This window comes from Caballeronia sp. ATUFL_F2_KS9A (assembly GCF_023630765.1).
In the GTDB taxonomy this organism is placed as follows: domain Bacteria; phylum Pseudomonadota; class Gammaproteobacteria; order Burkholderiales; family Burkholderiaceae; genus Caballeronia; species Caballeronia zhejiangensis.
Window position 1 is genome coordinate 141,674 of sequence record NZ_JALQEK010000053.1, and the last position, 13,348, is coordinate 155,021.

14 protein-coding genes and 2 pseudogenes are annotated in these 13,348 nt (G+C 65.2%); 5 read left to right on the forward strand and 11 right to left on the reverse strand.

The features are described 5' to 3' along the window. Positions 1 to 30 precede the first annotated feature (30 nt). Positions 31 to 783, reverse strand: coding sequence for a winged helix-turn-helix domain-containing protein (locus NCS67_RS30270; protein WP_250437775.1), 753 nt, complete (start codon positions 781 to 783; stop codon positions 31 to 33). Positions 784 to 785: 2 nt separating this feature from the next. Beyond that, positions 786 to 1,079, reverse strand: coding sequence for a DUF2866 domain-containing protein (locus tag NCS67_RS30275; protein ID WP_051078953.1), 294 nt, complete (start codon positions 1,077 to 1,079; stop codon positions 786 to 788). 206 nt (positions 1,080 to 1,285) lie between these two features. On the opposite strand from NCS67_RS30275, the gene NCS67_RS30280 reads away from it, so the two are divergent. Both NCS67_RS30280 and NCS67_RS30285 read left to right on the forward strand, forming a co-directional pair. Further along, positions 1,286 to 2,893, forward strand: a complete 1,608-nt coding sequence (locus tag NCS67_RS30280; protein ID WP_250437776.1) for an ATP-binding protein — start codon at positions 1,286 to 1,288, stop codon at positions 2,891 to 2,893. A gap of 3 nt (positions 2,894 to 2,896) precedes the next feature. Further along, positions 2,897 to 3,589 (forward strand): response regulator, encoded by a 693-nt coding sequence (locus NCS67_RS30285; protein ID WP_008345351.1) that lies wholly within the window; start codon positions 2,897 to 2,899, stop codon positions 3,587 to 3,589. A gap of 8 nt (positions 3,590 to 3,597) precedes the next feature. On the opposite strand, the gene NCS67_RS30290 is transcribed toward NCS67_RS30285, so the two are convergent. Both NCS67_RS30290 and NCS67_RS30295 read right to left on the reverse strand, forming a co-directional pair. After that, entirely contained in the window at positions 3,598 to 4,902 is a 1,305-nt protein-coding gene (locus NCS67_RS30290) for an ATP-binding protein (protein ID WP_034471160.1), read from the reverse strand. Between the two features lie 11 nt (positions 4,903 to 4,913). Next, complete coding sequence (locus tag NCS67_RS30295) at positions 4,914 to 5,633, reverse strand: response regulator (protein WP_008345349.1); 720 nt, start codon at positions 5,631 to 5,633, stop codon at positions 4,914 to 4,916. Between the two features lie 387 nt (positions 5,634 to 6,020). Between NCS67_RS30295 and NCS67_RS30300 the strand changes: the two genes are divergently transcribed. After that, positions 6,021 to 7,166 (forward strand): porin, encoded by a 1,146-nt coding sequence (locus tag NCS67_RS30300; RefSeq protein WP_008345348.1) that lies wholly within the window; start codon positions 6,021 to 6,023, stop codon positions 7,164 to 7,166. Positions 7,167 to 7,229: 63 nt separating this feature from the next. Here the strand turns inward: NCS67_RS30300 and NCS67_RS30305 are convergent. The 4 genes and pseudogenes from NCS67_RS30305 to NCS67_RS32135 all read right to left on the reverse strand — a co-directional run. Further along, positions 7,230 to 7,628, reverse strand: a pseudogene (locus tag NCS67_RS30305) (fumarylacetoacetate hydrolase family protein); the annotation flags it as partial. Continuing rightward, positions 7,571 to 8,122 carry a shikimate dehydrogenase family protein gene (locus NCS67_RS30310; protein WP_239295323.1) on the reverse strand — a complete coding sequence of 184 codons (552 nt, stop codon included), beginning with the start codon at positions 8,120 to 8,122 and terminating at the stop codon, positions 7,571 to 7,573. The pseudogene NCS67_RS30305 and the gene NCS67_RS30310, both read right to left, overlap by 58 nt. Continuing rightward, on the reverse strand, positions 8,119 to 8,877 hold the full coding sequence (locus NCS67_RS32130; protein WP_502801889.1) for a hypothetical protein: 759 nt from the start codon (positions 8,875 to 8,877) through the stop codon (positions 8,119 to 8,121). The genes NCS67_RS30310 and NCS67_RS32130 overlap by 4 nt, the downstream gene beginning before the upstream one ends. 100 nt (positions 8,878 to 8,977) lie before the next feature. Then, positions 8,978 to 9,328 (reverse strand): annotated as a pseudogene (locus NCS67_RS32135) (CoA-transferase); the annotation flags it as partial. A gap of 127 nt (positions 9,329 to 9,455) precedes the next feature. On the opposite strand from NCS67_RS32135, the gene NCS67_RS30320 reads away from it, so the two are divergent. Further along, positions 9,456 to 9,797 (forward strand): helix-turn-helix domain-containing protein, encoded by a 342-nt coding sequence (locus NCS67_RS30320; RefSeq protein ID WP_250437777.1) that lies wholly within the window; start codon positions 9,456 to 9,458, stop codon positions 9,795 to 9,797. Between the two features lie 2 nt (positions 9,798 to 9,799). Further along, the gene (locus NCS67_RS30325) at positions 9,800 to 11,128 is read left to right on the forward strand and encodes a type II toxin-antitoxin system HipA family toxin (RefSeq protein WP_250437778.1); all 1,329 of its coding nucleotides are present in this window, start codon (positions 9,800 to 9,802) and stop codon (positions 11,126 to 11,128) included. A 9-nt stretch (positions 11,129 to 11,137) separates the two neighbouring features. Here NCS67_RS30325 and NCS67_RS30330 read toward each other — a convergent pair whose 3' ends face one another. Genes NCS67_RS30330 through NCS67_RS30340 form a run of 3 tightly spaced genes read right to left on the reverse strand, consistent with a single transcriptional unit; the run spans position 11,138 to position 13,343 of the window. After that, positions 11,138 to 12,445 carry a chloride channel protein gene (locus NCS67_RS30330; RefSeq protein ID WP_008345342.1) on the reverse strand — a complete coding sequence of 436 codons (1,308 nt, stop codon included), beginning with the start codon at positions 12,443 to 12,445 and terminating at the stop codon, positions 11,138 to 11,140. A 48-nt stretch (positions 12,446 to 12,493) separates the two neighbouring features. Next, positions 12,494 to 12,892: a MarR family winged helix-turn-helix transcriptional regulator gene (locus tag NCS67_RS30335; protein WP_008345341.1), complete on the reverse strand. Its 399-nt coding sequence runs from the start codon at positions 12,890 to 12,892 to the stop codon at positions 12,494 to 12,496. Between the two features lie 49 nt (positions 12,893 to 12,941). After that, positions 12,942 to 13,343: a hypothetical protein gene (locus NCS67_RS30340; RefSeq protein ID WP_008345340.1), complete on the reverse strand. Its 402-nt coding sequence runs from the start codon at positions 13,341 to 13,343 to the stop codon at positions 12,942 to 12,944. Positions 13,344 to 13,348: the final 5 nt, after the last annotated feature.

Sequence of the window (13,348 nt, forward strand, 5' to 3'; positions counted from 1 at the left end):
GAAGAGCCCGGCCCGTCCCGGTTCGGCGATCTACGCATGAGCGGGCATGACCGCGCCGAGCTTCGCGCCATTCGGACTGAACGCGTAGCCGCGCCCGCGTATCGTCTGAATGAGGCGCGGCTCTGCGGGATCGTCCTCGACGATCTGTCGCAAACGGCACACGAGCGCATCGACCGAGCGCTCGGACAGCGCGCAGCCCTGCTCGCTCAACTGACGGGTGAGGCGCAGGCGCGACATCACCGTCATCGGATTGCGCGCGAACAACGCGAGCAGTTCGAGGAGCCTGTCGTGTACGTCGATGGCCACGCGCTTGCGCTTCAGCGTGCGCTTCGCCGGATCGAGCACGAAGTCGCCGAGGCGCAGCTTGCCGTTGCCGGGCGTGACCGGCAATGCACGCCCCGCGCGATGACGCAACAGATTGCGCATCCGCGAAAGAATCTCGCGCTCGTTGCAGGGCAGTTGCACGAAGTCGTCGGCGCCGAGATCGAGACAGGTGATGGCGTCCATCCAGCCGTGCGGCGCGCCGATGACGAGCACCGCGATATCCGGATGCAGCGTGCGCAGATCGCAGAGCACGGCTGCCGTGGGCGTGTCGGTCAGTTCGTTGCTGAGCAGGATCAGCGAAGGCTTCGTGTGCTCGATCTCGACGGCGAGCGTCTCTGCATTCGAGATCGTTCGCATCGCCGGGTAATAGCTCGAAAGAAATGCGCGCAGTTTTTGCCGAACGCCGTCATCCGGCTCGACGATGACGATGCGATGCGGCTCGTGCGTACCGGACATCATCGTTACGCCCTCCGCAGCTTCGGACGGCCGAGCGCGGCCGCATCGAGCGCGACGTGACGTTCGCCGTTGGCGTGCAGGCGCATGCGCTCGCGGATTTCCGGTTCCGTCGCGCTCACGTGCACCGCGATGAACGAGCGTTCGCCGCGAAAGTTGATCCATTCGACGACACGGCAGGACGCGCCCCACGGCTGCACGATCGGCGCGGAAAGGCGGCAGCCGCGCAGTTTCGTCGCGGGTTCGTCGGCGATCTGCGCTACATCGGCGGAACTTCGTCCGGGCCAGGACGGGCGCTTCATATCGGCCTCCTTTCGTTCGGTGCGTGGCATGGCGTAACTCCGTGGTTTTCCCTTGAGATTGCCAGCGACGTTAGCGATCAATGCCGCATCCAGCATGGAGAAAAAATGGAGAAGTCGTGGAGATTCGCGAGGAAACTGCGTGACGAAGGCCGCATCAACTAGAATCGGCCGTCATTCAATCCGCCTGCCACGCGAAGGGTTCCTCATTGAAGTTTCGTTTTGGCATCGCCTCGAAGATCTTTCTGCTCGTGCTGGTCGCGTGTCTCGTCATCACGTTGACGATGGGCTACGCCGTGCGCGTCAGCTTCGAGAACGGCTTTCTGCATTACGTGCGCGAACGCGATGCGGGGCGCGAACGCGCCGTGATGGCGAAGGTCGCGAGCGAGTACGCCGCGCACGGCAACTGGGCGTTCCTGCGCGGCAACGACGACGCATGGCTCGCGCTGCTCGACGACGCACAGGAGCAGTTCCTGCGGCGCGAGATCGAAGACATGCGCGCGACCGTGCCGAGCGCGTGGCGCAGCTTTCCGGGCAGCGGGAGCGTGGCGCGCATCCTCGGGCCGCTCGGCGAGCCGTGGCACGGTCCGCACTGGGGCATGCGTCCTTCGAACGCGTTGCCGAACCCGTCGCCTTTCGCGCCGCCCGAATCCGCACCTCTGCGCGATTCGCTGAATACAGCGCCCGAAATCGAATCGGCGGATCGCGTGCGCGGGCATAGACGGGAACGTCCGCCTGCCGCGCTGTTCGATGCGGATCGCGCGCTCGTCGCATCCACCAACGAGCCGCCGCCGCCGGATGCGCCCGCGTCGCCCGTGCGCGTGCATGGCAAGATCGTCGGCTGGCTCGCAACCGCCGGGCCGACGCCGCTCACCGACGCCGCCGACATCGCGTTTCAGGCGCAGCAGATGCGCGCGACCTGGCAGATCGGCGGCGTCGCCGTGATACTCGCCGCCGTCGTCGCGATGGTGCTCGCGCGCCTCGTGCTCGTGCCGGTGCGCCGCGTGATGGCCGCGACGCATCGGCTCGCGAGCGGTGACTATTCGATTCGCGTGCCCGCGAAGAATCGCGACGAGCTCGACAAGCTCGCATCGGACTTCAACTCGCTCGCCGATTCGCTGGAGCGCGCGGAACGTTGCCGGCGCGAGTTCATCGCGGACGTGTCGCACGAATTGCGCACGCCGCTCGCCGTGCTGCGCAGCGAACTCGAAGCGATCGAAGACGGCGTGCATATATTCGATGCCGCATCGCTCGCCTCGCTGCAGACGGAAGTCGCGGCGCTGAACAAGCTCATCGAAGACCTGTACGACCTGTCGCTGAGCGATGTCGGCATGCTGCGCTATCGCAAGGCGCCCGCGCAGGTGAACGCGCTCACGCGCGCGTCCGTCGATGCGATGCGTCAGTCGTTCCGCGCGAAGCGGCTCGCCATCGATGTCGAATGCAGCGATGCGCTCGCCTCCGCCGATGTCGATGTCGACGCCGCGCGTTTCGTGCAATTGCTGAAGAACCTGCTGCAGAATTCCCTGCGCTACACGGATCCGAACGGGCGCGTGCGCGTCGCGCTCGCGGGCGCACCCGACGACTGGACGCTCAACGTGCAGGACTCGTCGCCGGGCGTGCCGACGTCCGCGCTGCCGCATCTCTTCGACCGTTTCTATCGCGTCGACGAATCGCGCAGCCGGCAAAGCGGCGGCGCGGGACTCGGGCTCTCGCTATGCAAGGCGATCGTCACGGCGCATGGCGGCAGCATCCGCGCGGACGATTCGGCGCACGGCGGCGTGTCGATCACCGCGCGCTTTCCTTCCCACCGCGAGTAAGCGATGCCCGTAACTTCTCCCGCCCATGTCCTGATCGTCGAGGACGAGCCGAAGCTGGCCGCCGTGCTCGCCGACTATCTGCGCGTCGCGGGTTACATCGTGACGACGCTCGCCGATGGCGCGCAGGTCATCCCGTTCGTGCGTCAAACGCCGCCTTCGCTGATGCTGCTCGACCTGATGTTGCCGGGCCGCGGCGGACTCGATATCTGCCGCGAATTGCGGACGTTTTCGGAGCTGCCGGTCATCATCCTGACGGCGCGCATCGACGAGATCGATCGTCTGCTCGGACTCGAAACCGGCGCGGACGACTACGTGTGCAAGCCGTTCAGCCCGCGTGAAGTGGTCGCGCGCGTGAAGGCGATCTTGCGTCGCGCGGGCGGCGCGAACGCAACCGCGAGCGGCGCGGCGGCCAGTGCGCTTCAAATCGATCCGCAGTTTCATCGCGTGACGCTCGACGGCCACGAACTGCGCCTCACGCCGATCGAATTCCGATTGCTGCATCTGCTGCATGTGTCGATGGGCCGAATACTGCCGCGCTCGTTTCTGCTCGATAACGTCTACGCGGATCATCGCGTGGTGACGGATCGCACGATCGACAGCCACATCAAGAATCTGCGCCGCAAGCTGCAGGACGTCCGGCCCGAGGGCGAGATCATCGTCTCGGTCTACGGCGTCGGATACAAGCTCGAAATCTGAGCGAACGTTCAGTTCGATGCGGGCATCGTCACGCGCGCGATCAGGCCCGAAGGCTCGCGATTGATGAGCGCGAGCGTGCCGCCGTGCGAACGCACGATGTCATCGACGATCGACAGCCCGAGGCCCACGCTGCCGGGCCGCTGCGCGCGCGCCGGGTCCAGGCGCACGAACGGCTCGATCACGTCCTGAAGGCGATCTGCGGGAATGCCCGGCCCGTCGTCGGTCACGTCGATCACCACGTTGCCTGCATCGAGCGCCGCCGTCACGACGATCTCCGTGCCGAAGTGAATGGCGTTGTCGATGAGATTCGTGAGAACGCGCTGGATCGCATCCGGCTTGCAGAAGAACGGAATCTGATCCGGCCCGTCGTAGCGGATCGCCGCGCCCGACTCCGCGTATTCGTCGCATAGCGTGCCGAGCAGCGCGCCGAGATCGAGCCACTCTTTTTTCTCCGCGCCCGCATCGCTCGTGAGGAATGCGAGGGCGGAACTCACCATTGTCTGCATCAGATCGATGTCGCGCAGCAGCTTGGCACGCTCGATCTCTTTCTTCTCGGCGTCGAGCTGCAGGCGCATGCGCGTGAGCGGCGTGCGCAGATCGTGGCTGATCGCGGCGAGCATGCGCGTGCGGCTTTGCATCGAGCGCGCGATGCGTTCCTGCATGCGGTTGAACGCATGCGCGGCGCGGCGGATTTCGAGCGGTCCTTCTTCATCGATCGGCGCAACGGTGATGTCGCGGCCGAACGCATCGGCTTTCTCGGACAATCGCCGCAACGGGCGAATCACGCGCGACACCGCCCACGCCGACAATCCCGCGACGCCCACGCACAGAAACGCGAGCGCGCCGAAGAACGGAATCGTGAAGCGATCGGGCTCGCGTTCGTTGCGGTCGGTGCGAATCTCCAGCGTGCGCTGGCCGAGGGGAATCAGCACTTGAAGATTCTGCGTCGGCTGACGCGCATCGCACGTTCGCACCGTCAGCGCCGCGCCCGCGTGCAGTTCCGCTCTGAGCGCGGCTTCGAGATCGTGCGTGTCGAGCGTCGAGCCTTTGCAGATGACGGCATCGTCGACGAGCTTCGCCGTCATGCGCGCGCGACCGGCGGCGGCCAGCACGCGCACGCGGTCCGCGTCGGGCGTCGCGCTCAGCATGTCCACCAGCGCGACGATGCGATACGACGTCTGCCACGGCCACGGCGGGCTCGGCGGCGCGCCGGGATAGAACAGCAACACGATGAAGAGCAACAGCGTCGCCGCCGACGAGCCCGCGACGATCGCGAGAATCTGCCCGAGCGTGGTCGCGAAAACGCGCGGCATCAGGCGGCGCATCACTGGGCGGTCACTTCGGGCTGGAACGCGTAACCGTCGGCGCGCACGGTTCGGATCGGATCATCGAGCGGATCGTCGCCCGCGAGCTTGCGGCGCAGCCGGCTCACGAGCAGATCGACGGAGCGCGTCGCGATCGGGAAGTTTTTGCCGCGCGTGAGACGGATGAGTTCTTCGCGCGATAGCACTTGCCGCGGATGCTGGCACAGCACGAGCAGCAAGTCGGTTTCGGCGCCCGTCAACGGCACGCGCAAGCCGGCGGGCGAGCGTAGAAAGCGCCGGTACGGATAGAACGTGAAGCCGGAGAACGTCATCACGATTTCGCTTGCCGGCGCGCGCGCGGCGGCCTCGTTCGTCTGGCCGCGGCGCAACACGACGCGGATGCGCGCGAGCAGCTCGCGCAGATCGAAGGGCTTCGACACGTAATCGTCCGCGCCGAGTTCGAGGCCGACGACCTTGTCGGTCGGTTCGGACAGCGCGGTCAGCATGATGATGGGCGGCCCGCCCGATGCACGCACGCGACGGCAGAAGCTCAGGCCGTCTTCGCCGGGCAGCATCACGTCGAGCAGCACGAGGTCGAAGCCGCCGCGCGCGAGCAGTTCGTGTCCGGCTTCCGCGCTTCCGGCGACCTGCACGCGAAAGCCCTTGCCGCGCAGATAATCCGCGAGCGATTCGCTGATTTCCGGGTCGTCTTCCACGAGCAGCAGTTGAGATTCGTTCACTTCGTTGCACCGGTTCGAGAGCGGGCGGCGTCGCGCCTCAAGACGAGATTGTCCATCAATCCGGACCTCAACTTCATGTCAATCCGGACACACTCGGCCATCTTACTCAGTACGCGGATGTCGCGCGCAGACCACAACGTCCTTCCGATTCGCACAAGGCATTACCGCAGGTAATCGCGATTCGCGCCGCATTGCGGCATCGCGCGCACGCGAACGCATTGGTGCTCAAGGGATTCCTCTTTCGCTGTGCTCCGCAGGCGCACGCGTTACACAACATTCGGTAACTCGCGTCCAACGAAAGCACGTCATGTGCCGTGATTTAATCCGCCGTCCGATGCGTCGACCGATCGATCGGAAAGAACCTCAAGCTCTCTTGGAGATACCACAGTGAAGAAATCCCTATTCACGCTGAGCGCGCTGGCCGCGCTCGGCACCGTCGCCGGCACGGCGCACGCGCAAAGCAGCGTGACGCTCTATGGCCTCATCGACGCGGGCCTCACCTACACGAACAATCAGGGCGGCGCGCATAACGTTCAGGCGACGAGCGGCGCCGTCAACGGCAGCCGCTGGGGCCTGCGCGGAACGGAAGATCTCGGCGGCGGCCTGAAGGCGATCTTCACCCTCGAAAGCGGCTTCAGCATCATGAACGGCAAGCTCGGCCAGGGCGGACGCGAGTTCGGCCGTCAGGCGTTCGTCGGACTGTCGAGCGATCGCGCGGGCGCACTCACGCTCGGCCGTCAGTACGATTCCGTCGTCGATTATCTCGGCCCGCTCGCGCTCACGGGCACGCAATACGGCGGCACGCAGGCCGCGCACCCGTTCGACAACGACAACCTCGACAACTCGTTCCGCGTCAGCAACTCCGTGAAGTACCAGAGCCTGAACTACGGCGGCTTCAAGTTCGGCGGCCTGTATGGCTTCTCGAACGATGCGGGCGGCTTCGCGACGAATCGCGCGTATAGCGTGGGCGCATCGTACAACTACGGTCCGTTGAACGTAGCGGCGAGCTACATGCAGCTGAACAACGCGGGCGCGACGCTGAATTCGAGCGGCGCAGTCAGCGATGACGCCACGTTCAGCGCAAGCCGTCAGCGCACGTTCGGCGCGGGCCTGAGCTACACGTTCGGCGCGGCGCAAGCGGGCTTCGTCTTCACGCAGACGCGACTCGACGGCGCGACGGGCATCGGCGCATCGGCATCGGGCACGACCAACGGCATCACGCTCGATGGCGGCAGCGCGCGCTTCACCAACTACGAAGTGAACGGCCGCTACAACCTGACGCCCGCGTGGTCGGTGTCGGGCGCGTACACCTTCACCGACGGCCATCTCGAAGGCGTCGATCCGAAGTGGAATCAGTTCAGCCTGCAAACGGCTTACGCGCTGTCCAAGCGCACCGACGTGTATCTGCAAGGCGTGTATCAGCACGTGAGCGATACGGGCGATTCGGGCATCACGGCGGCGATCAACGGACTGTCGGCATCGTCGACGAACAGCCAGGTCTCGGCGACCGTGGGCTTGCGTCACCGCTTCTGATCGAAGCGTGAGCGAACGGCGGACGCGTATGTCCGCCGTTTTTGCGTCGCATGGGTTGCGGCGTTACTGATCGTCCCAGCGCGCGACGGTCTGTTCCTGAACGCCGAGCCCTTCGACGGATAGCTTCATCACGTCGCCCGGTTTCAGGTATTGCTCGGGCTTCATGCCGAGGCCGACGCCCGGCGGCGTGCCCGTCGTGATGACATCGCCCGCTTCGAGCACGACGAACTGGCTGATGTACGAAACGAGCTTGCTGATCGGAAAGATCATGTCGGACGTCGATGAGTTCTGGATGCGCTTGCCGTTCAGTTCGAGCCACAGCGGCAGATTCTGCACGTCGCCGAGTTCATCGGGCGTGACGAGCCACGGACCGAGCGGACCGAAGGTGGGCGCCATCTTGCCTTTCACCCATTGACCGCCGTGTTCGAGCTGGAACGCGCGCTCGGACACGTCGTTGCAGACTTCGCGCGATCGATATCGCAGAGCGTGATGTGCGCGACGCCTGCATCCGCGAGCGATACCGCGATGGCCGCGCCCGCGCCGCCGCATCCGAGCACGAGCGCGCGCTTCGCTTTCACGTCGTGGCCCTTCGCGAGCAGGCCGCGCACGAAGCCTTCGCCGTCGAACATGTCGGCGTGCCAGCGGCCTTCGTCATCGCGACGCAAAGCGTTCACCGCGCCGATGCGCCGTCCGCGCGAATGCACTTCATCGGCGATGGCGAGCGCACGTGTCTTGAACGGCGACGTCACGAGCAGGCCGTCGAGGTTCTTCAGGCGCAGCAGCGCGGGCAGAACCGCATCGATCTCGCTTGCCTCGATGTGCATCGGCACGAGCACCGCATCGATGCCCGCATCGGCGAACTTGCGCGTATAGACTTCGGGCGAGCGCACCTGCGCGATCGGATCGCCGATGATGCCGTACAAGCGCGTGCGCCCCGTGATCGACGCGGCGCTCATGCGCGGCTCCCGTACCACTCGGCGATGCGTTGCGAACGATGCCTACATTCCCGGGCCACCGTTTCATCCTTGATGCCCATGAGTTGCGGCGCGAAGATGCGCGCGTCCATCTCGTGCACGTCGGTGGCGATGGCTGGACCGAAATCCATCTGCGCGAAGACATCGCGTTCGATATCGATGCCCGGCGCGACTTCGATCAACTCCAGCCCTTTATCGCCGACACGAAACACCGCGCGCTCGGTGATGAACAACGCGGAATTGCCGCGCTCGTGCGCGAGCGGCGCGCTATAGCAGATCTGTTCGAGCGAACGCACGAACTTGCGATGCCTGCCTTCCTGCAGGATCCGCGTCTTGCCGTTCTCCCATTGCACGTCGAGCCCGCTCGCGGTGAGCGTGCCGCTGAAGATCACGCGCTTCGCGTTCTGGCTGATGTTGATGAACCCGCCGACGCCGACGATCTTGTCGCCGAAGCGGCTGATGTTCACGTTGCCGTGCGCGTCGACTTCCGCGAACGAGAGGAACGCGAGATCGAGACCGCCGCCATCGTAGAAGTCGAATTGCGACGGCTGCTCGATCATCGCGGCGAAGTTCTGCGCGCCGCCCGAATCGCGGCCTGTGATGGGCGCACCGCCGATCAGCCCTTGCTCGTTGGTGAGGATCACCGAGTCGAGCAGGTCTTCTTCCGCGGCGACGGTCGAGAGTCCCGTCGAAATGCCTGCGCCGAGATTGCACACGGCATGCGGATACAGCTCCATCGCCGCGCGCCGCACGATCAGTCTGACGCTGCTCCGGCTCGACGACGACGAAGTCCACGAGAATGCCGGGGATCTTCACTTGCTTGGGCGGCAGCGTGCCGCGCCGCGCCATGCGTTTCACCTGCACGACGACGATGCCGCCCGCGCGCCGCGTCGCCTGCGCCATCGCGAGCATTTCGCCGAGCACGGCTTCCTGTTCCATCGTGACGTTGCCGTCTTCGTCGGCGGTGGTGCCGCGCAGGAACGCGATATCGATCGGGAACGGCTTGAAGCGCAGCCATTCCTCGCCGTCGATATGCATCAGCTCGACGAGCATCTCTTCCGTCGACGGACTCTGACGCGCGCCCTGCTGACGCGGATCGACGAACGTGCCGAGCCCGGTCTTCGTGATGAGGCCGGGACGCCCGCCCGCCATTTCGCGCATCAGTTGAGACCTTGACGACGAGGCCATTGGGACAAACCCAAAGTACGAGGCATCGACGGGCACGCATCGATTTACAGGCTATGATCTGTTTTCACGCTTAACAAATCAAAGGCTGTAAAATGGCTTTACAGATCAAAACCTGTAGGAGCACGCGATGGACTATTCGCTGAAAACACTGAGCCAGCTCAGGCCGATCCTGATCGGCTTTCGCAAGGCGGCGGGCCTCACGCAAGCGGCGGTCGCGGCGCGTCTCGGCGTTACGCAGCAGACGTACGCGCAACTCGAAGCCAATCCGGCAGCAGTGAGCGTCGAACGTCTCTTCAAGGTTCTACGCGTGCTCGACGTGGAACTCGCGCTCACGCGAGCGGAAAAGGCGAGCGAAGCCGCGTCGATACACCCGCCGTCGCCCATCGCGGCCAAGGCCACCGCCGCGCGCCCCGCACGCAAGCGCGCCACGGCCGCCGCTGCGGCCTCGAAGAAACGGGAGAACTGGTAAACATGGCGCGCCGCACGCAATCCGGCCGACTCGACCTGTGGATGAACGGCCTGCCCGTCGGGCATTGGGAAACAGGCGCGGCCGGCGAACGCCTCGTCTATCGCGACGACTGGATCGCCGATCCTCAAGGCCGTCCGCTATCGCTGTCGCTGCCCTTCACGCCGGGCAATCAGCCGTGGCGCGGGCAAGTCGTCACCGACTTCTTCGACAATCTCCTGCCCGATAGCGAGCCGATCCGCCGCCGCATCGCCACGCGATTCCGCACCGGCGGCACGGCGCCGTTCCAGTTGCTCGCGCAGTTGGGCCGCGATTGCGTCGGCGCCCTTCAAATGCTGCCGCCCGGCGAAGCGCCCGTCGATCTCGACACCATAAAAGGCCGTGCGCTCACCGCATCGCAGATCGCGCGTCTGTTGCGCGAGACCACATCGGCGCCGCAACTCGGCCAGCACGAAACGGTCGACGAGCTGCGCCTGTCCATCGCCGGGGCGCAGGAAAAGACCGCGCTTCTGCGTCACGGCAAGCGCTGGCTTCTGCCCGAAGGCAGCACGCCGACCACGCATATCTTCAAGCTGCCGCTCGGGCTCGTCGGCAACATGCGCGCCGACATGCGTACGTCGGTCGAGAACGAATGGCTCTGCTCGAAGATCGTCGCGGCGTTCGGCCTGCCCATCGCGCGATGCGAAATGGAACGCTTCGACGATCAGAAGGTGCTCGTCGTCGAGCGCTTCGATCGCCGTCTGTCGAGCGACAAATCGTGGATCCTGCGCCTGCCGCAAGAGGACATGTGTCAGGCCACCGGCACGCCCGCGCTGCTCAAGTACGAGTCGGACGGCGGTCCCGGCATCGAACGAATCATGGAGGTGCTCGCCGGATCGACGCACGCCGCACAGGACCGTCTTCGCTTCTTTCGCACGCAGATGATCTTCTGGATACTCGCCGCCACCGATGGTCACGCGAAGAACTTCAGCATCGCGCATCTGCCCGGCAACCGGTATGAATCGACGCCGCTTTATGACGTGCTCTCGGCGCATCCGGTCATCGGTACGCGGGCCAATCAATTCGCCGCGCAACGCGTGCGCCTCGCGATGGCCGTGCGCAGCAAGAACGCGCACTATCTGATCGGCGAGATTCAGCGGCGGCACTGGATCGCGCAGGGGCGGCGCGTCGGCCTTGCCGCGAACGATGTCGAAACGATGATCGATGAACTCGGCGCGCGCACGCCGCACGTCATCGATGAAGTGGCCGCACGCTTGCCACGCGATTTCCCGATGGACGTCGCCGAGACGATCTTCGACGGCATGCGCCGCCTCGCGCGCAAGCTCGCATCGTGACGCGCGGCGTCACTTGCCCATGTACTTCTGCGCGAGCGCTTCGTAGAGCGGCGGTGCGAACAGCTTCGACACCTGGCTCGCAATCAGCGCGGTGGCCATCAGCGACAGCACGAGCGCGTGACCGTTGATCATCTCGATGACGATCACGAACGCCGTGATCGGACTCTGCGTGACGGCGGCGAGATAGCCGACCATGCCGAGCGCGATCAGCATCGGCAATTCCATGTTGCCGAACACGAGATGCAGCGCATTGCCGATGCCCGCGCCGATCGCGAGCGACGGCGCGAAAAGTCCGCCCGGCGCGCCCGGCAGATACGACCCGACCATCGACGCCATTTTCAGCAACGGATAGCTCGCGCCGACTTCCGTGTGGCCTTCGAGCATGCCGCGCGCTTCCGCATAGCCGCTGCCGAAGGTATGGCCGCCCGCCACCACGCCGATGACCGCGATGACGAGCCCGCACGCCGCGCCGAACGCCACCGGATGCGTCTGACGCCAGCTCGCGAGACGGCCCGGCATCCAGCGCTCCGTGTTGAGCAACAGCCAGCAGAAGATGCCGCCCGCGATGCCCGTCACCACGCCGAGCAAAACGACGGCGAGCGCGAGCGATTCGGGGAAGTGTCCGGTGAGATCGATCGTGCCGAAGTAGACGTAGTTGCCTTGCAGCGCGAGCGAAACGATGCCGGCAAAGATGATCGCCGTAATCAGCACGCCGCTCGTGCGCTGCTCGAAGCTGCGCGTGAGCTCTTCGATGGCGAACACCACGCCGGCGAGCGGCGCATTGAACGCCGCCGACAATCCCGCAGCCGCACCCGCGAGCGCGAGATTGCGTTCCAGCGCGCCGCCGCGCATGTTGCGCAAGCGTGTGGGATAGAAGCGGCGCAAGCTGAACATGAGCGCCGCGCCCACATGGATGGTCGGCCCTTCGCGTCCGATGGTGAAGCCGCCGAGAATCGACAGAAACGATATGGCGATCTTGCCGACGAGAATGCGCAGCGTGAGCAAGCGCGGCCCGAGCTCGCGCTTGTCGTGCAGCATCGCGATGACCTGCGGAATGCCGCTGCCTTCGGAGCCGGGAAAGAAGCGGCGCGTCAGCCAGACAGCGAGCGCGCCGATCGCGGGCGTGAGCAGCAGCGGCAACCACCAGTAGACGGCGACGACGCGCAGAAAGGCGTCGTACCCGAAGTCGATCAGCCGTGCATACATGACCGCGACGAGCCCGGTCGCGATCGCGCCGAGCCAGAACACGCCGTAATGCAGCCACAGTCTGCGCGCGCGCAGGATGGTGCGCCGGTCGATGAATCCAGGAATGTGCATCGGGGAAGCCGCCTTAAATTTAAGGCACATTGTGACATAAAAGTTGCATCACACTTCCTGCGGACCGAACACCCAGCCGAACGATCCATAGTGCGCCTTGTGTTCTGCAGCGAGCCTGAGCAGGCACCGCTCGCCCTTCGCGGTGAGGTGAACCTGCACTTGACGGCGATCGGTCTTGTCGGTTTTGCGCGTGACGAGTCCCGCCGTCTCGCATCGCGACACCAGCGCCGCGGTGCCGTTCGGCGCGGCCTGCAGCCGCTCCGCGAGCTCGCCCACGGTGGCCCAGCGCCGTTCGGGAAATCCGCGTACATGCAGAAGCAACTGGTACTGAAGCGTCGTGATGCCGGCCGCGTTGCAGACTTCCTCCGACACGCGCAGGAACTTGCGCAGCTCGTAACGGAAGCTCGACATCGCTTCCAGATCCTGCTTGTTGATGCTCGATGACATTGGCGATCCTGATTCGAGATTGGCTTGCTCGCGGATCATACGACGCCGGCTACCCGAACACGCGTCGCCACGCCACCCGAAGGCGCCGCGCGCGGTCCTCGAACAGATACGAAGCGAGCAGCGCGAGAAGCATGGAGACGGCGCCCGTCAGCACATGCTCGACGTAAGGCAGACGGTAGTGGCCCGGATGCGCATACGCGTCGCCGATCGCGGTGAGCACGCCGACGAGCGCCGCATTGCCGTACCGGTTTCCGTAGAGTTTCGCGGCGGGCGTGAAGGTCAGAAGCAGCGCGAGCAGTCCGGTCAGAAGGCCGGTCTTGAACGCCACCATCCAGTGCGCGGCGCTGGCGATATTGCCCCAGCTGCCGGGCATGCACGTCATGCATGCGCTCGTCGGCTGCCAGAAGCGTTGAACGAAGACCTTGATTCGACGCGTCCATTCGTTCCACATGATCG